Genomic DNA, 15,648 nt, shown 5'->3' with positions numbered 1-15,648 from the left:
CTCAGGTCAGCCCGTTGCCTGAGAGAGCCGGAGACCGGACATGTCCCAGCCCACCGCAGTCGTCGGCGCACATGATCCGGGGGATGCCGTCGCGGCGCCCCCAGGAAGCGAGTTCGCGCCCCTCCTGCGCACGGTCAAGGGCAGAGGCCTACTGGAGCGGCGGTATGCCTGGTACGCCCGCTGTATCGCCGCCAACACCCTTGCGCTGGGCGCCATCGTCACGGGCATCGTCCTGATCGGCGACTCCTGGCTGACGCTGCTTCTGGCCCCGCTGCTCGCCGTGTTCGGTGCTCGCACGGCCTTCATAGGCCACGACGCGGGCCACTCCCAGATCGCCGGCGGGAAAGGCGCCAACCGCCTCATCGGCCTGATCCACGGCAACTTGTTGCTGGGGATGAGCTACTCCTGGTGGAACGACAAGCACAACCGCCACCACGCCAACCCTAATCACATCGACAAGGACCCGGACGTCGTCGCCGACGTCCTCGTCTTCACCGGCGAGCAGGCCAAGGACCGCTCAGGCTTCCGGCGTTGGCTCACCCGCAACCAGGCGTGGTTGTTCTTCCCGCTCACCCTGCTCGAAGGCGTCGCCCTGAAGGTTCACGGTTTCCAGGATCTGCGGCGCCAGCCCCGTCGCGAGCGGGCCGTCGAAGGTGCTCTTCTGGTGAGCCATGTCGTGGTCTACGCGACGCTGCTGCTCATTTCGATGTCCCCGGGGAAGGCGCTCGCGTTCGCCGCGCTCCACCAGACCCTGTTCGGCCTGCACCTCGGCCTCGCCTTCGCGCCCAACCACAAGGGCATGGAGATGCCGGACCCCAACGGCGAACGGTGGGGCCATCTCCGCCGCCAGGTCCTCACTTCGCGGAACATCCGTCGCGGCGTCCTGACCGACTGGTTCCTCGGCGGCCTCAACCACCAGATCGAACACCACCTTTTCCCGAGCATGCCGCGACCCAATCTGCACCTCGCACAACCCCTGGTGTGCGCCCACTGTCAGGATGTGGGTATCCCCTACGTGGAGACCGGGCTCGTCGACTCCTACCGGCAGGCCCTGCGCCACCTCCACGAGGTGGGAGAGCCGCTGCGCATGGAGTGGACGGAGTGACGGAGCAGCCGACGACCCGGGTACCAGTAGGGGAAGCGCCTCAGGGATGTCTCAGGGTCGCGATCCGGAACTGTGGGGAGCGCGGACCCGTTTTCAGAACAGAGAGCGGCTGCGGCCGCGGAGGAGGCGACATATGTCGAAGAGCGCGAAGATCGCCGTAGGAGGAGTGGCGGTCGGACTGATCCTGTTGATCTGGCTGCCCTGGTGGGTCGCATTCCTGATCGTCGTGGGAGTGCCGACGGCCGCCTATCTCACACTGGACCCCTCGCAGCGGCGTCGGCTGCGCCGCGTGGCGGGCAAGGAGATCGGCCGCTGACGCACCCATGCCGGACCGTGTTCCCGCCCGGCGCGCAAGGGCGGATCACGGCACAGCACCGTTCGCGGGACTGCCGACAACAGCCCTGTGGACGGTGCTCGGCCGAGCACCGTCCATGAACCGAGGAGGGTGAAGTTCCGTAGCCGTCCCGGGACGGCTACCGGCGGGGGCACTGGGCACGCGTGCCCAGTGGACAGCACACGACCATGCGTGCGTAGAGCCCTGTTCGCATCGGCCGGATGCGGCCGTTCAGGCTCCGCTCGCTCAGCCTGGTCGGATCTTGCCGACTGGACCCCGGACCAAGGATCCCGCATGCCCGGATCCGCGCCCAAGGGGATCAACTCGGCCGTACGGCCAGCTTGTCGAGTGCTTCCAGGAGGCCGGGCAGTTCGGGGCCCCGGCCCACCGGCAGTACCTCACCGGGCTCGTCGTCGAGCAGGACGAACGCTATGTCGTCGGTCCGGGCCACCAAAGACCAGCCGGGGCCGTCGGCCCGCAGTGTGCGTGCGTCGCCCGCAGCGAAGGACGATCTGACGCGGCCCAGGGGCGGCGGGGTGTCGACGTACGCGCGGACCTCCGTCAGCACGCGGCGGATCCCGCTGTGGCCCGTCTGAGGGCCTTCCCCGGTGCCGCCCGCGGAGGTGCTGTCCGAGGCGTTGTCGTCCGACGGCGTCCCGTCCGTCTCGGACGCGACGGCGGAGGTGACCGGGGTGGCGAGGGTGGCGTCCTCCTGGGTGGTGTCTGAGGCAGCCTCGTCCGTCTTCGACGCGTCGCCTGCCCCGTCCTGAGCCTTCTGCGGCCCCTGCGCCTCCTGTGCCGAGAAGGTCGAGTCGTCGATCTGCTCCCGCCACATGGCCCACTGCAGCGCGATCTCATCCGCGCCCAGCCGTCGTTGGGCCGGACCCCAGATGGTCGTGTCCGGCGGAGCCAGCGGCGGCCGGTCCACGAGGTCGGGGTGCGGGTCGTGCGGCGGGGGCACATTGGGAGCCGCGACGGCGACCGCGAGCGGCCAGCCAGGGAGGGCGGCGACCACCGTGCGCTCGCTCGGCGACAGGTCGTACTCCATGCCGCAGTCCCAGGACGCGATGGCGACCGCGACCAGCGACACGTCGTCGATGACGACCGTCCACCGTGCCCCGTCGCCGTCCTGGCCGATCACCAGGCCGTACCCGTCGGCGAGCGGCGCCATACCGAGCGCCGCACAGGCCTCCGGGTAGTCGTCGCCCAGCACACTCGGGAACTTCGCCGGCGTCAGCAGCACCGCCGTGAGCACATAGAGCGCATCGTCATCGGCGGCGACGGCCTCTTCGTCCGTGTCGGCCATCCCAGCCTCCCCATCATTCGTCCAATCGCGCGCACCCTAGTGTGCGCGGAAGCCCCTTGTCACGACTCCCAAGTACACCCGGAGCTGCAGTTTTCCGTCTGGACAGGGCGAAATGACCACCGGTAACCCGAACTGTCAGGCCGCGGGGAGCCCAAGAAGCGCACGAGCCACCGTCCGCGGCGACTCGTCACGCTCCCTCGCGAGCGCGACGACGGCCCGGCACGCCAGCTCGCTCACCCCGAAGGAGAGCGCCTCCGGCGACACCCAGCCCGCGGCTTCGTCGATCCGGTCCTGATCGTCCTCCGCGCGGGCCGACACATAGACGGCGGCGGCCTCGAAGAGATTGTGCGGGCGTCCTTGCGGGGCGCTGCTCGCCGCCGCGCGCGTGGAGGTGAGAAATCTGGCGAAGGTCTTGCGGGGCCTGTCGAACATGCTGACCACCCTTCCCCCTGCGTGGTTTTCTGTCGCTGACCGTTCATCTACTGCTACCCAACGTAGAGTTGGAGTTGCGGCGACAGAAGAGGAACGTTGCGGTGAAGCGCGTAGAGCGCCCCGCGCGCAAACGCGTGAGCCGTCGAGTGAGACCAACGTGGCGCGGAGTCAGGTCAGTTCGGCCCGGCTCGCAGCCCGCGAGATGGTGAGGCTGCCGCGCCGGAAGGCACCGTCCAACTCCCGGGTGGCGCGCGGGCTCAGCTCTCGCGCACGGCCAGTGCCAGGAAGCAGGCGTCCTCGTCGGCGTACGACGTCATGAGCCACCCCGAACCGGCAAGCAGCGGACCGAGATTGGGCTCCGCGCGCAGGTCGTCCGGTGTGATCTGGCGTCCCTGACGCGCGGCGAGCGCCGCCCGGCCGATCGGGTGGAACAGGGCCAGTGAGCCGCCAGGGCGCACGACCCGTGCCAACTCCCGCAGATTCTCCTCCGGTTGGGGCAGGTGCGCGATCAGGCCCGCGGCGAACACGGCGTCGAGCGACTCCGACCGCAGCGGCAGCGCGGCGACGTCGGCGAGCAGCAGACACCCGTCGCGGCCGCGTCCGGCCCGTACGGCGGCCTCCAGCATGGCGGGGGTGAGATCGGCCCCGACGACCACTCCGGACCGCCCCACGGCCGCACGGAGTGGCGGCAGCGCGCGTCCCGTCCCGCAGCCCGCGTCGAGCACCCGGTCTCCCGCGCGCAGCCCGAGTTCGGCGACCGCGGCGGCGTAGGTGGGGCCGTCGTCGGGAAAGCGGCTGTCCCAGTCGGCGGCGCGTGCACCGAAGAACTCCTGGACGTGTGTGTGGTCGTCGCTCATGTTCGGCATGATCCCTCACCGACACGGATGACGCTTCGGTGCACATGTTCGAGCGTGACCCGGTCGTTCAGGTACCTCTCTGTGTCACATTGCAACACCTTTCGAAATGCGCCCCCTTTGTGCACCCGTGCCCCTACTAGCGTCCCCTGGTCATGGGACACCTGGACCACGCCACCTTCGGCTGGCTGACCCCCGCGCTGTCGTACGTGATGGCCTGCATGGGCTCCGCACTTGGGCTGCGCTGCACCGTCCGCGCGCTCGGCGCCACCGGCCGGTCGCGCCGCAACTGGCTCGTCACCGCGGCCTCCGCGCTCGGCACCGGCATCTGGACCATGCACTTCGTGGCCATGCTCGGCTTCGGCGTCAGCGGCACCGACATTCGGTACGACGTGCCACTGACCGTGCTCAGCCTCCTCGTCGCCATGGTCGTCGTCTGCGCGGGTGTCTTCGCGGTCGGCTACGGCCGCGACCGGGGCCGCGCGCTCTTCCTCGGCGGTCTGACCACCGGACTGGGCGTCGCGAGCATGCACTACCTGGGCATGGCGGCGATGCGGTTGCACGGCGACGTGAGCTACGACCCGATGCTCGTCGGGCTCTCCGTGCTCATCGCCGTCGTCGCGGCGACAGCGGCCCTGTGGGCGGCCCTCAACATCAAGTCGCCCGTCGCGGTGACCGCCGCCTCCCTCGTCATGGGAGCGGCCGTCAGCAGCATGCACTACACCGGCATGTTCGCGGTGCGCGTCCACGTCACCCCCTCCGGCGCGGTCCTGCCGGGTGCCACGGCAATGCAGTTCATCTTCCCGCTGGCCGTAGGCCTCGGGTCCTACCTGTTCCTGACCTCGGCGTTCGTCGCACTGTCGCCGACCACGGGAGAACGCGAGGCAACCGCCTCGGCCCAGCGGCCGGTCGAGAGCGTCGCCCGCTAGCCCGGCCCGCGCAAGCACGCCCCTGAGGACCACTTCCGAGCGAGGAGGCCATGCGTAACCCCCGTAGGACCCCGAGAGCCGGCGCCGAGACGCCGCCCGTGCGCGGTCGTCGCGCGCACGCCGGACCACCCGCCGACGAACTCTTCGACGAGCCCCTCGACGCCCCGTCGGAGGACATACCCCCGCGCGCGGGACGCTGGCGGATGCGTCCCCGCACCGTACGAGCCAAGATCGTCTGCCTCCTGATGGTGCCGGTCGTCTCCCTGCTCGCCCTGTGGGCGTACGCCACCGTCAGCACCGCCCAGGACGTCTCCCGGCTACGGCAGTTGCAGCGTGTGGACTCCGCGGTGCGCAGCCCGGTCGCGGCGGCCGTCGCGGCTCTGCAGGACGAGCGGTCGGCCGCCGTGCGCTACGCGACCGACCCCGATGCCGAGCAGAGCGGTGACCTGAAGAAGCTGGCGGCGAGCACGGACCGGGCGGTCGCACGGTTGCGGCTGGGCGACGACAACACCGTTGCCGACGGCGAGGAACTGCCGGCCGGAGTCGCCCGACGACTGAAGACCTTCGTCTCCGGAGCCGAGCAACTGCGGTCACTGCGGGCCGACGTGCTCGGTCACCGCGCGGGATGGGACGAGACCTACGGGCAGTACACGAAGACCATCGCGACGGCCTTCGCCGTGGGCGGGGCACTCACCGGAATCCAGGACGCCGACCTCGGATCCGACGCGCGCGTGCTCCTCGAATTCTCCCGGGCCGGGGAATCGCTGTCCCAGGAGGACGTGATGCTCGCCGGCGCCCGTCTTGACGGCAGGCTCGACGGGGAGCGGCTCAGACTGTTCACCGGCGCCGTCGACACCCGACGTACCCTCACCGACTCCGCCGTCGCGGACCTGACCGGCTCGGAAGGTACCGCCTGGCAGAACCTCGCCGACACCAGCGCCTACACCGCGGTCGGCACCGTCGAGGACAAGGTCCTCGCCACCAGCTCGGGTACCCGGGCGATCGCCGCGGCTCCGGAGACGACCTGGAACAACGCGCACGCACGCGTGCAGGCCGGCATGCGCACCATCGAGTCGGACGCGGGCAGCGGAGTCGCGGACCGCGCCGATCCGTTCACCCGAGGGCTGCTCACCGCCGCCGGTGCCGCGGTCCTGCTCGGTCTCGCCGCCGTCATCGCGTCGCTCGTCATCTCGGTGCGCATCGGACGCGGCCTCGTCGTCGAACTCGTGAGCCTGCGCAACGACGCCCTGGGGATCGCCCGCCACAAACTCCCCGAGGCCATGCGGAGGTTGCGTGCGGGGGAGGAGATCGACGTCAGGGCGGAGGCCCCGCCCGGGTCGCCCTCGGAGGACGAGATCGGACAGGTCACCGAAGCCCTCGGTACCGTGCACCGCGCCGCCCTGCGCGCCGCCGTCGAACGCGCCGAACTCGCCAGCGGCATCTCCGGGGTCTTCGTCAACCTCGCCCGCCGCAGCCAGGTCCTGGTGCACCGCCAACTCAGCCTTCTGGACAGCATGGAACGCCGCTCCGAGGACCCGAACGAACTGAGTGACCTGTTCCGTCTCGACCACCTCACCACCCGTATGCGACGGCACGCCGAGAGCCTGATCATCCTCTCCGGAGCGGCACCCGGCCGGGCCTGGCGCATGCCGGTCTCCCTGACCAACGTCGTCCGCGCGGCCGTCTCCGAGGTCGAGGACTACGCGCGCGTGGAGGTACGCCAACTCCCCGAGGCGTCCGTCGTCGGCGCCGCCGTCGCCGACCTCACGCACCTGCTCGCCGAGATCGTGGAGAACGCCGCCCAGTTCTCGCCGCCGCACACACGCGTGAGGGTCACGGGTGAACCCGTAGGCAACGGCTACGCCGTCGAGGTCGAGGACAGGGGCCTCGGTATGGGCAAGGAGTCCCTGGGCGACGCCAACCGCCGCATCGAGCAGTCGGAGGCCCTCGACCTCTTCGACAGCGACCGGCTCGGCCTCTTCGTGGTCAGCAGGCTCGCCGCCCGCCACGGCATCAAGGTGCACCTACGGACCTCGCCCTACGGCGGTACGACGGCGGTCGTCCTGCTGCCGACGGCGCTGCTGCACGGCGGAGCGGCGGAACGTGCCCCGCGCGCGGCGGTCGAGGACGGGGAGCGGGCCGTGGAGCGCGAGTACGCGCGCGTGCCCACCGCGCCCCAGCACCAGGAGTCCGTCCCGGCCCCGGCCGACCGACCCGCCCTGGCGGTCTCCCCACGGGCCGCGGCGGAGTCGGCCAACGACACCCCGCCTCCCGGAGTAACCACCTTGCGACTGCACCGTCCCCCCGAGGACACCGAAGGGACCGAAGGGAGCGACGACCTCCCACGCCGCGTACGCCAGGCGAACCTCGCCCCCCAACTCCGCGAGCAGCCCACCGCGGAACGGGAACAGGCACCGGCCGCCGCACGCGACGAGCACCGCACCCCGGAGGTCGTACGGGACCGGATGGCGGCCTACCGCGAAGGCTGGACGCGCGGCGGCGGCAGGCAACCGGGCCGTGGTGCCACCCCAGGCCCCGCAACGGGCAGCGACAGCAGCGAAGGAGACCCCGCGTGATCCAGGACCCGAGCATGAGGGCCGCCCAGCGGTCCGGTGAACTCGACTGGCTGCTGGACGACTTGGTGCTGCGCGTGAGCGAAGTACGGCATGTCGTGGTGCTGTCCAACGACGGCCTCGCCGTCGGCGCGTCGACCGACCTCAAGCGCGAGGACGCGGAACACCTCGCCGCGGTCGCCTCCGGATTCCACAGCCTGGCCAAGGGCGCGGGACGGCACTTCGGAGCCGGCGGAGTACGGCAGACCATGGTCGAGATGGACGACGGCTTCCTGTTCGTGGCCGCGGCCGGAGACGGCTCCTGCCTCGCCGTCCTCACCGCCGTCACGGCCGACATAGGGCTGGTGGCGTACGAGATGGCACGGCTGGTCAAGCGTGTCGGCGAGCACCTCTACACGCCGCCGCGCGTCGGTGCGCGGCCGCCCGCAGCCGGATGAGGCGAGAGGGCGATCCGCTCCGATGACCGAGGACACGACCGGCGCCCAACAAGAGCCGGGCAGCCAGTGGTACGACCAGGAAGCCGGACCACTCGTCCGCCCCTACGCCATGACGGGCGGACGTACCAAATCAGGCCCTACAGGAGTGCGTTTCGACCTGATCGCGCTCGTCACACTGGACGTGGGCGCACCCGACTTCGACGACGACACCGGGCTCGGACCGGAACACCGGGCCCTCATCGATCTGTGCCGCCCCGAAACGCAGTCCGTCGCCGAACTAGCCGCCGGAGCGGACCTTCCGCTGGGGGTGGTCAGGGTGCTCCTGGGCGACCTCCTGGAGCTCGGCTGCGTCACCGTCAGCCGTCCGGTGCCGCCCGCGCAGCTGCCCGACGAACGGATTCTGCGCGAGGTGATCGAGGGACTACGGGCACTGTGAAGAAACTTCAGAACCACTCGAACGCGTACGACGCCGACTTGTGCACCCTTTCGCTCACCGAACGGGTGCGAGACGGTCACATCGGGCAAATAGCGGTCCAACCGCCCAGGGGGAGGCCGCACTTGCCAAGATGCGTATCCACGGACGTCGAGCGTTGCCGGCACTCCCGAGAGAAGTGATCGATGGTCTCCGAGCACTCCGACGCCGAGGACGGCGAGACGACCGCCCTGGCGTTGAAGATCCTGGTCGCCGGCGGATTCGGCGTGGGCAAGACCACCATGGTGGGCGCGGTCAGCGAGATCAGGCCGCTGCGCACCGAGGAACTGCTCAGCGAGGCCGGTCAGTTGGTCGACGACACCGACGGCGTGGACCAGAAGGTCACGACGACCGTCGCCATGGACTTCGGCCGCATCACCATCAGGTCCGGCCTCTCCCTCTACCTGTTCGGCACGCCGGGCCAGGACCGTTTCTGGTTCCTGTGGGACGAGCTGTCACAGGGGGCGCTTGGCGCCGTCGTCCTCGCGGACACCCGGCGCCTCGAGGACTGCTTCCCCGCGGTCGACTACTTCGAGCACCGGCACATCCCGTTCGTGGTGGCCGTCAACTGCTTCACGGGTGCCCGCAGTTACGGCGCCCGTGACGTCTCCCGCGCGTTGGACCTCGACCAGGGAACGCCCGTGGTCCTCTGTGACGCCCGCGACCGCGACTCCGGGAAGGAGGTGCTGATCCGGCTCGTCGAGTACGCCGGGCGGATGCACACCGCCCGGATGCTCGACTCGGTGGGCTGACAGGGGCGTCTCACTCCGAAATGCCCTTCTGCGCCAGGACCTTGTCGACCGTGACGCGGACGAGGAGTTCGCCCGGCACCCCGTTGCGGGCACCGAACTCCTCGGCGCGCTCCTCGCCCATGTAGCGGGCCCCGATCCGCGCGGCCCAGTACCGGAGTTCGCCCGGCTCCTCCGACAACGCGGCGCGCCCCTGCAGCACCACGAAGTCGAACGGCGGCCGATCGTCATCCACGCACAGGGCGACTCGCCCGTCACGGGCAAGATTGCGCCCTTTTACCGTTTCCTTCGCGGTGTTGAACACCACATCGTCTCCGTCCAGCAGGAACCAGATCGGTGCCACATGGGGGCTCCCATCGGCGCGAACGGTCGACAGCTTGCCGGTGCGCGTGCCGTGCGAGACGAACGCCCGCCACTCCTCGTCGGTCATCTTCTGTGCCATGCCCCTATCCTCCTTGCCCGGGCGACGGAGGTGGGGAAGGCTGACGGGAGATCCTCCGGCCAGGGGGAGAGGCGACACGGGGAGGCCGGAACATGGCGCAGAACCAGGGACTGAGCTGGCTGCTTGACGATCTGACCGAGCGTGTCGAGCACGTACGCCACGCCCTGGTCCTCTCCAACGACGGACTGGTGACGGGCGCGAGCACAGGGCTGCGCCGCGAGGACGCCGAACACCTCGCCGCCGTCTCCTCCGGACTGCACAGCCTGGCCAAGGGCTCGGGACGCCACTTCGGCGCGGGCGGCGTGCGGCAGACGATGATCGAGTTCGACGACGCCGTCCTGTTCGTCACCGCCGCGGGCAGCGGCAGCTGTCTGTGCGTCCTCAGCGGCGCGGACGCGGACATCGGCCAGATCGCCTACGAGATGACACTCCTCGTCAACCGCGTCGGCGAGCACCTCGGCGTGGACGCACGGCAGCCCGAGCGGACCCCCGTCACAGACCTCTGACCTGCGACTTCTCTGGCCTCCGCAGAGTTATCCACAGGCCCGCCACGAGATCCGCCGAACCGGTTACGGTTTGTTCATCACAAGCGCACACAGCGTGAGCAATGGACTCCGCGGGGGAGATCGACCATGGCAGGAAACACCATCACCAAACCGTCCGACCTCTCGTGCACGCCCAGTCGCGCGGCACGAGAACTGGGGCTCAAGCGCGGTGAGTTCGACCTCGCCGTACATCTCGGACGCATCCGCACCGCGCCCGACGAAGGAGGCGGCGGCCGCCGCGTCAGCCGCGCCGAGATCGACCGACTGCGCACGGCGGACGGATTCCCCGAAACGCTCCTGGAAAGCGTCAAGACCGTGGGCACCACGGACGGCGCGGCCCTCATGGAGGTCACCTCCGCCAGGTTCACCCGCTTCGCCCGACTGGGCCTGGTGGTGCCGGTGAGGTTCTACGTCAACCGCTACCGGGCCGTGGTCTGGCTCTATCTCGCCGAAGAACTACGGCAGTTCGCGGCCGACAAGAACCACACCTCGCTGCTGAACGGCCGCACACCCGAGGGACTGAGGGACCAACTGCAGGCCGGCCTGGATCTACGGCCCCGCAACTGGCGCGGACGGCATCTCGGGTTCCTGCTCCGCCAGGCCGACGGCCCGTGGGAGCGCGCCGGTGCCCTGGCCGCGCTGCTCGACCCCGTCCAGATCGCGGAAATCGTCCAGGACCCGTACGAGCGGGCCCACTTGAACCGCTTCCGGCCGGACCCGCCGGCCCACGGGGCTCCCGGCTCGCCCGCCGCACACATCGCCGAGCGCATCATGACGGCGGAGGACCCGGACGAGATCAGCTGGCTGCGGGCGGATCTGACCCAGGTGCTGGACGAGGCACGCCGCCACCGCCCCGCACCACGACCGACAGCCGAACTGACCGCACCACGGCCGACCGCACAACCGGCCGTCCCACGACCGACGGCTGAACCGGCCGGATCGCCGCCGACCGCCGAACCCGTCGGACCACCGCCGATCCTGACCGAGCACCCGCCCGAGCCTGCGCCGGAATCCGCGCCGGAGCCCGAGCGATCACGCGGCATGATGGGCTGGCTGCGCCGCAGAAACGCGTGAGCCGCAGCGCGCGCCCACCAACTGTGGTGCGCATTCCGCAACCGCAGCGCCCATCCACCGGCTACAGCGCTCTGAACAGCCCTTCCTGGACGACCGAGACCAGCAGGCGTCCCTCCAGGTCGTAGATGCGCCCGCGGGCCAGACCGCGGCCGCCCGCCGCGATCGGGGACTCCTGGTCGTAGAGGAACCACTCGTCCGCGCGGAACGGCCGGTGGAACCACATGGCGTGGTCCAGTGATGCCATGTCGAAGTTCCGCGGTCCCCACAGGGGTTCGACGGGGATCCGGACGGCGTCCAGGAGCGTCATGTCGCTGGCGTACGTCAGCGCGCAGGTGTGCACCAGCGGATCGTCGCCGAGCGGCCCGACCGCGCGCATCCACACCGCGCTGCGCGGCTCGGCGTCCTTGATCTCCTCGGCGCTCCAGCGCAGCCCGTCCGCGTACCGGATGTCGAAGGGCTGACGGCGCGCCATCCGCTCCAACTGCTCTGGCAACACGCCCAGATGGGCCCGGACCTCCTCCGACACATTCGGCAGGGACTCCGGGTCCGGGACCTCGCGGGTCGGCAGCTGGTGCTCGAAGGGACCTTGCTCAGGCTTGTGAAAGGAGGCGGTGAGATTGAAGATCGTGCGGCCCTGCTGCACGCCGGTGACCCGACGGGTGGTGAACGACCGCCCGTCCCGCACCCGCTCGACCTGGTACACGATCGGCACGCCCGGTCGGCCCGGGCGCAGGAAGTACGCGTGCAGCGAGTGCACCGGCCGGTCGCCCTCCGTGGTGCGCCCCGCAGCGACCAGCGCCTGGCCCGCCACCTGGCCGCCGAAGACCCGCTGCAGCGACTCGTGCGGGCTGCGGCCACGGAAGATGTTGACCTCGATCTGCTCCAGGTCGAGCAGGTCGACGAGCCGCTCTGCCGGGTTCGTCATGGGTGGGATTCTCCTGTGCTCACAGCTGGCCGACGGCGGTGACGCGGACGACCGCACGGCTCTCCTCGTCGGAGGCCGCGAGATCGATCTCCGCGCTGATGCCCCAGTCATGATCGCCGTTCGGGTCGGCGAAAATCTGCCGAACGCGCCACAGGCCGTGCTGCGGCTCCTCCTCGATGAGCAGGAGCTTGGGCCCGCGGGCGTCGGGGCCGGTGCCGAGGTCCTCGTACTCGTCCCAGTACTTGTCCATCGCCTCGCCCCAGGCGTCCGCGTCCCAGCCCGCCTCGGCGTCCAACTCGCCCAACTCCGAGACGTGGTCGAGGGCGGCGAGCTCCACGCGGCGGAACATCGCGTTGCGCACCAGGACCCGGAAGGCGCGCGCGTTCGCGGTGACCGGCTTGACCTGGTCGGCCTTCTCCTGGGCCTCCTCGGCGGTCATCTCCGCCGGGTTGGCCAGCTGCTCCCACTCGTCCAGCAGGCTGGAGTCGACCTGGCGCACCATCTCGCCGAGCCAGGCGATCAGATCCTGCAGGTCCTCGGACTTGAGGTCGTCGGGGACGGTGTGGTCGAGGGCCTTGAAGGCGCCGGCGAGGTAGCGCAGCACGATGCCCTCGGTGCGGGCCAGCTCATAGTAGGAGGTCAACTCCGTGAAGGACATGGCCCGTTCGTACATGTCGCGGATCACGGACTTCGGGGACAGCGGGTGGTCGCCGACCCACGGGTGGCTCTTGCGGTACGTGTTGTACGCGTGGAAGAGCAACTCCTCCAGCGGCTTGGGGTAGCTCACGTCCTGGAGGCGCTCCATGCGGTCCTCGTACTCGACGCCGTCCGCCTTCATCGCGGCCACGGCCTCGCCGCGCGCCTTGTTCTGCTGGGCGGCCAGAATCTGGCGGGGGTCGTCCAGCGTGGACTCGACGACGGACACCATGTCCAGCGCGTACGACGGCGATTCGGGGTCCAGCAGCTCGAACGCGGCGAGCGCGAAGGTCGACAGCGGCTGGTTCAGGGCGAAGTCCTGCTGCAGGTCGACCGTGAGGCGCACGATGCGGCCCTCGGCGTCCGGGGTGTCGAGCTTCTCGACGATGCCGCCGTCCAGGAGCGAGCGGTAGATGGCGATCGCCCGCCGGATGTGCCGCAGCTGCTGCTTGCGCGGCTCGTGGTTGTCCTCCAGCAGATGCCGCATCGCGTCGAAGGCGTTGCCGGGGCGGGCGATCACCGACAGCAGCATCGTGTGCGTGACGCGGAACCGGGACGTCAGCGGCTCCGGGTCGGAGGTGATGAGCTTCTCGAAGGTGCCTTCCGTCCACCCGACGAAGCCCTCGGGCGCCTTCTTGCGGACGACCTTCCGGCGCTTCTTCGGGTCGTCGCCCGCCTTGGCGAGGGCCTTCTCGTTCTCGACGACGTGCTCCGGTGCCTGTGCGACCACGAGACCGGCCGTGTCGAAGCCGGCGCGTCCGGCGCGGCCCGCGATCTGGTGGAACTCACGGGCGCGCAGCGTGCGCACCCGGATGCCGTCGTACTTGGCCAGCGCCGTGAACAGCACGGTGCGGATGGGCACGTTGACGCCCACCCCGAGCGTGTCCGTACCGCAGATGACCTTCAACAGGCCCGCCTGCGCGAGCTTCTCCACCAGCCGCCGGTACTTGGGCAGCATGCCGGCGTGGTGCACACCGATGCCGTGCCGTACGTAACGGGAGAGATTGCGGCCGAACTTGGTGGTGAAGCGGAAGTTGCCGATCAGCTCGGCGATCTGGTCCTTCTCCTCGCGCGAGCTCATGTTGATGCTCATCAGCGCCTGCGCCCGCTCCACGGCCTGCGCCTGGGTGAAGTGCACGATGTAGACCGGCGCCTGCCTGGTCTCCAGCAGCTCGGTCAGCGTCTCGGTGAGCGGGGTCAGCTTGTACTCGTAGGACAGCGGCACCGGCCGGGTCGCCGAGCGGACCACCGAAGTAGGACGTCCGGTACGCCGGGTGAGGTCCTTCTCGAACATCGCGACGTCGCCGAGCGTGGCCGACATCAGGATGAACTGCGCCTGCGGCAGCTCCAGGATCGGGATCTGCCAGGCCCAGCCGCGGTCCGCCTCCGCGTAGAAGTGGAACTCGTCCATGACGACCTGGCCGACGTCCGCGTGCTTGCCGTCCCGCAGCGCGATCGACGCGAGGACCTCCGCGGTGCAGCAGATGATGGGCGCGTCGGAGTTGACGGACGCGTCGCCGGTCAGCATGCCGACGTTCTCGGTGCCGAACATCTTGCACAGCTCGAAGAACTTCTCCGAGACCAGCGCCTTGATCGGGGCGGTGTAGAAGGTGACCTCGTCCCGGGCCAGCGCGGCGAAGTGCGCACCGGCGGCGATCATGCTCTTGCCGGAGCCGGTGGGCGTCGACACGATCACGTTCGCACCGGAGACCACCTCGATCAGCGCCTCCTCCTGATGGGGGTAGAGCGTGAGACCGCGCTCCGTGGCCCACGACTCGAAGGCTTCGTAGAGGGCGTCTGGATCTGCGGTCGGCGGCAACTGGTCGATGAGGGTCACGACCCCATCTTGCCTGGCGCCGTGGCCGATGGGGGAATCGGCTGCGGAGACGAAGATCGCTACCGCTACGCTGTGTCGCCGACAGAGTGTCAGGGCGCCCGAGCAACTGACCGGCGGCGTAAGAGGAATGGGGCGGGGAACGGCCATGATGGGACCAGCACACTCACTGTCGGGAGCGGCGGCCTGGCTCGGCGTCGGAGCGGCGACTGCCGCGGCCGGGCATCCGATGCCCTGGCCGGTGATCCTGGTCGGCGCCCTGATCTGCGCCGGCGCCGCGCTCGCCCCGGACCTCGACCACAAGGCGGCGACCATCTCCCGGGCCTTCGGACCCGTTTCCCGGACCGTGTGCGAGGTCGTCGACAAGCTCTCGTACGCCGTCTACAAGGGGACCAGGAAGCAGGGCGACCCGCGCCGCTCCGGCGGGCACCGCACGCTCACCCACACCTGGCTCTGGGCGGTCCTGATCGGGGCGGGGAGTGCGGGCGTAGCGATCCTGGGCGGTCGCTGGGGAGTGCTGGCGATCCTCTTCGTGCACATGGTGCTGGCCATCGAGGGTCTGCTGTGGCGGGCGGCCCGCGGCTCCAGCAGCGACATCCTGGTGTGGCTGCTGGCGGCGACCAGCGCGTGGATCCTCGCCGGAGTGCTGGACAAGCCGGGCAACGGTTCGGACTGGCTGTTCACGGACCAGCACCAGTACCTGTGGCTGGGACTGCCGGTCGTGCTGGGTGCGCTGGTGCACGACATCGGGGACGCGCTGACCGTCTCCGGCTGCCCGATCCTGTGGCCGATCCCGCTGGGCCGCAAGCGCTGGTACCCGATCGGCCCGCCGAAGGTGATGCGGTTCCGCGCGGGCAGCTGGATCGAGCTCAAGGTGCTGATGCCGGTGTTCATACTGCTCGGGGGAGTGGGCTGCGCGGCGGCGCTCAACGTGATCTGAG

16 protein-coding genes are annotated in these 15,648 nt (G+C 70.0%); 10 read left to right on the top strand and 6 right to left on the bottom strand.

Annotated elements, in window-relative coordinates; translation table 11 throughout:
• Positions 1-40: 40 nt before the first annotated feature.
• Both OG588_RS06350 and OG588_RS06345 read left to right on the top strand, forming a co-directional pair.
• The gene (locus tag OG588_RS06350) at positions 41-1,105 is read left to right on the top strand and encodes a fatty acid desaturase family protein (protein ID WP_405946422.1); all 1,065 of its coding nucleotides are present in this window, start codon (positions 41-43) and stop codon (positions 1,103-1,105) included.
• A 133-nt stretch (positions 1,106-1,238) separates the two neighbouring features.
• Positions 1,239-1,421 carry a hypothetical protein gene (locus OG588_RS06345; protein WP_019062690.1) on the top strand — a complete coding sequence of 61 codons (183 nt, stop codon included), beginning with the start codon at positions 1,239-1,241 and terminating at the stop codon, positions 1,419-1,421.
• A 337-nt stretch (positions 1,422-1,758) separates the two neighbouring features.
• Here OG588_RS06345 and OG588_RS06340 read toward each other — a convergent pair whose 3' ends face one another.
• The 3 genes from OG588_RS06340 to OG588_RS06330 all read right to left on the bottom strand — a co-directional run bounded on the left by OG588_RS06340 (position 1,759) and on the right by OG588_RS06330 (position 4,034).
• Positions 1,759-2,745, bottom strand: a complete 987-nt coding sequence (locus OG588_RS06340) for a hypothetical protein (protein WP_405946421.1) — start codon at positions 2,743-2,745, stop codon at positions 1,759-1,761.
• A gap of 135 nt (positions 2,746-2,880) precedes the next feature.
• Positions 2,881-3,177, bottom strand: coding sequence for a hypothetical protein (locus OG588_RS06335; protein WP_393045968.1), 297 nt, complete (start codon positions 3,175-3,177; stop codon positions 2,881-2,883).
• A gap of 257 nt (positions 3,178-3,434) precedes the next feature.
• The gene (locus OG588_RS06330; protein WP_405946420.1) at positions 3,435-4,034 is read right to left on the bottom strand and encodes a class I SAM-dependent methyltransferase; all 600 of its coding nucleotides are present in this window, start codon (positions 4,032-4,034) and stop codon (positions 3,435-3,437) included.
• A gap of 152 nt (positions 4,035-4,186) precedes the next feature.
• Between OG588_RS06330 and OG588_RS06325 the strand changes: the two genes are divergently transcribed.
• From OG588_RS06325 to OG588_RS06305, 5 genes are all read left to right on the top strand, one after another.
• On the top strand, positions 4,187-4,960 hold the full coding sequence (locus OG588_RS06325; protein ID WP_405946419.1) for an MHYT domain-containing protein: 774 nt from the start codon (positions 4,187-4,189) through the stop codon (positions 4,958-4,960).
• A gap of 50 nt (positions 4,961-5,010) precedes the next feature.
• Positions 5,011-7,536 carry a nitrate- and nitrite sensing domain-containing protein gene (locus OG588_RS06320; protein ID WP_405946418.1) on the top strand — a complete coding sequence of 842 codons (2,526 nt, stop codon included), beginning with the start codon at positions 5,011-5,013 and terminating at the stop codon, positions 7,534-7,536.
• Positions 7,533-7,970, top strand: a complete 438-nt coding sequence (locus OG588_RS06315) for a roadblock/LC7 domain-containing protein (RefSeq protein WP_019062684.1) — start codon at positions 7,533-7,535, stop codon at positions 7,968-7,970. The genes OG588_RS06320 and OG588_RS06315 overlap by 4 nt, the downstream gene beginning before the upstream one ends.
• Before the next feature lie 22 nt (positions 7,971-7,992).
• Positions 7,993-8,406, top strand: coding sequence for a DUF742 domain-containing protein (locus OG588_RS06310; RefSeq protein WP_398850922.1), 414 nt, complete (start codon positions 7,993-7,995; stop codon positions 8,404-8,406).
• 182 nt (positions 8,407-8,588) lie between these two features.
• Positions 8,589-9,194 (top strand): ATP/GTP-binding protein, encoded by a 606-nt coding sequence (locus OG588_RS06305; RefSeq protein ID WP_019062682.1) that lies wholly within the window; start codon positions 8,589-8,591, stop codon positions 9,192-9,194.
• Positions 9,195-9,204: 10 nt separating this feature from the next.
• On the opposite strand, the gene OG588_RS06300 is transcribed toward OG588_RS06305, so the two are convergent.
• Positions 9,205-9,633 (bottom strand): PPOX class F420-dependent oxidoreductase, encoded by a 429-nt coding sequence (locus OG588_RS06300; RefSeq protein WP_019062681.1) that lies wholly within the window; start codon positions 9,631-9,633, stop codon positions 9,205-9,207.
• A 92-nt stretch (positions 9,634-9,725) separates the two neighbouring features.
• On the opposite strand from OG588_RS06300, the gene OG588_RS06295 reads away from it, so the two are divergent.
• Entirely contained in the window at positions 9,726-10,139 is a 414-nt protein-coding gene (locus tag OG588_RS06295) for a roadblock/LC7 domain-containing protein (RefSeq protein WP_019062680.1), read from the top strand.
• Between the two features lie 126 nt (positions 10,140-10,265).
• Complete coding sequence (locus OG588_RS06290; RefSeq protein ID WP_405946417.1) at positions 10,266-11,252, top strand: DUF6397 family protein; 987 nt, start codon at positions 10,266-10,268, stop codon at positions 11,250-11,252.
• A gap of 61 nt (positions 11,253-11,313) precedes the next feature.
• Here OG588_RS06290 and OG588_RS06285 read toward each other — a convergent pair whose 3' ends face one another.
• Together OG588_RS06285 and OG588_RS06280 are read right to left on the bottom strand one after the other, a co-directional pair.
• Positions 11,314-12,177, bottom strand: a complete 864-nt coding sequence (locus OG588_RS06285) for an acyl-CoA thioesterase (RefSeq protein WP_405946416.1) — start codon at positions 12,175-12,177, stop codon at positions 11,314-11,316.
• Positions 12,178-12,196: 19 nt separating this feature from the next.
• Positions 12,197-14,710, bottom strand: coding sequence for a DUF3516 domain-containing protein (locus OG588_RS06280; RefSeq protein ID WP_405946415.1), 2,514 nt, complete (start codon positions 14,708-14,710; stop codon positions 12,197-12,199).
• Positions 14,711-14,855: 145 nt separating this feature from the next.
• Here OG588_RS06280 and OG588_RS06275 point away from each other — a divergent pair, with 145 nt between their 5' ends.
• On the top strand, positions 14,856-15,647 hold the full coding sequence (locus OG588_RS06275; protein ID WP_033278306.1) for a metal-dependent hydrolase: 792 nt from the start codon (positions 14,856-14,858) through the stop codon (positions 15,645-15,647).
• Position 15,648 lies beyond the last annotated feature (1 nt).

Source organism: Streptomyces prunicolor, assembly GCF_045162825.1.
Taxonomy (GTDB): domain Bacteria; phylum Actinomycetota; class Actinomycetes; order Streptomycetales; family Streptomycetaceae; genus Streptomyces; species Streptomyces prunicolor.
The sequence above is the reverse complement of the archived record's forward strand: the minus strand, read 5'-3'. Positions and strand labels throughout refer to the sequence as shown.

Excerpts from the sequence above, each read along its gene's own strand:
- OG588_RS06310 (WP_398850922.1), top strand. The coding sequence starts at position 7,993 with ATGACCGAGGACACGACCGGCGCCCAACAAGAGCCGGGCAGCCAGTGG.
- OG588_RS06300 (WP_019062681.1), bottom strand. The coding sequence starts at position 9,633 with ATGGCACAGAAGATGACCGACGAGGAGTGGCGGGCGTTCGTCTCGCAC.
- OG588_RS06340 (WP_405946421.1), bottom strand. The coding sequence starts at position 2,745 with ATGGCCGACACGGACGAAGAGGCCGTCGCCGCCGATGACGATGCGCTC.
- OG588_RS06320 (WP_405946418.1), top strand. The coding sequence starts at position 5,011 with ATGCGTAACCCCCGTAGGACCCCGAGAGCCGGCGCCGAGACGCCGCCC.
- OG588_RS06325 (WP_405946419.1), top strand. The coding sequence starts at position 4,187 with ATGGGACACCTGGACCACGCCACCTTCGGCTGGCTGACCCCCGCGCTG.
- OG588_RS06350 (WP_405946422.1), top strand. The coding sequence starts at position 41 with ATGTCCCAGCCCACCGCAGTCGTCGGCGCACATGATCCGGGGGATGCC.
- OG588_RS06345 (WP_019062690.1), top strand. The coding sequence starts at position 1,239 with ATGTCGAAGAGCGCGAAGATCGCCGTAGGAGGAGTGGCGGTCGGACTG.
- OG588_RS06335 (WP_393045968.1), bottom strand. The coding sequence starts at position 3,177 with ATGTTCGACAGGCCCCGCAAGACCTTCGCCAGATTTCTCACCTCCACG.
- OG588_RS06285 (WP_405946416.1), bottom strand. The coding sequence starts at position 12,177 with ATGACGAACCCGGCAGAGCGGCTCGTCGACCTGCTCGACCTGGAGCAG.
- OG588_RS06290 (WP_405946417.1), top strand. The coding sequence starts at position 10,266 with ATGGCAGGAAACACCATCACCAAACCGTCCGACCTCTCGTGCACGCCC.
- OG588_RS06305 (WP_019062682.1), top strand. The coding sequence starts at position 8,589 with ATGGTCTCCGAGCACTCCGACGCCGAGGACGGCGAGACGACCGCCCTG.
- OG588_RS06295 (WP_019062680.1), top strand. The coding sequence starts at position 9,726 with ATGGCGCAGAACCAGGGACTGAGCTGGCTGCTTGACGATCTGACCGAG.
- OG588_RS06275 (WP_033278306.1), top strand. The coding sequence starts at position 14,856 with ATGATGGGACCAGCACACTCACTGTCGGGAGCGGCGGCCTGGCTCGGC.
- OG588_RS06330 (WP_405946420.1), bottom strand. The coding sequence starts at position 4,034 with ATGAGCGACGACCACACACACGTCCAGGAGTTCTTCGGTGCACGCGCC.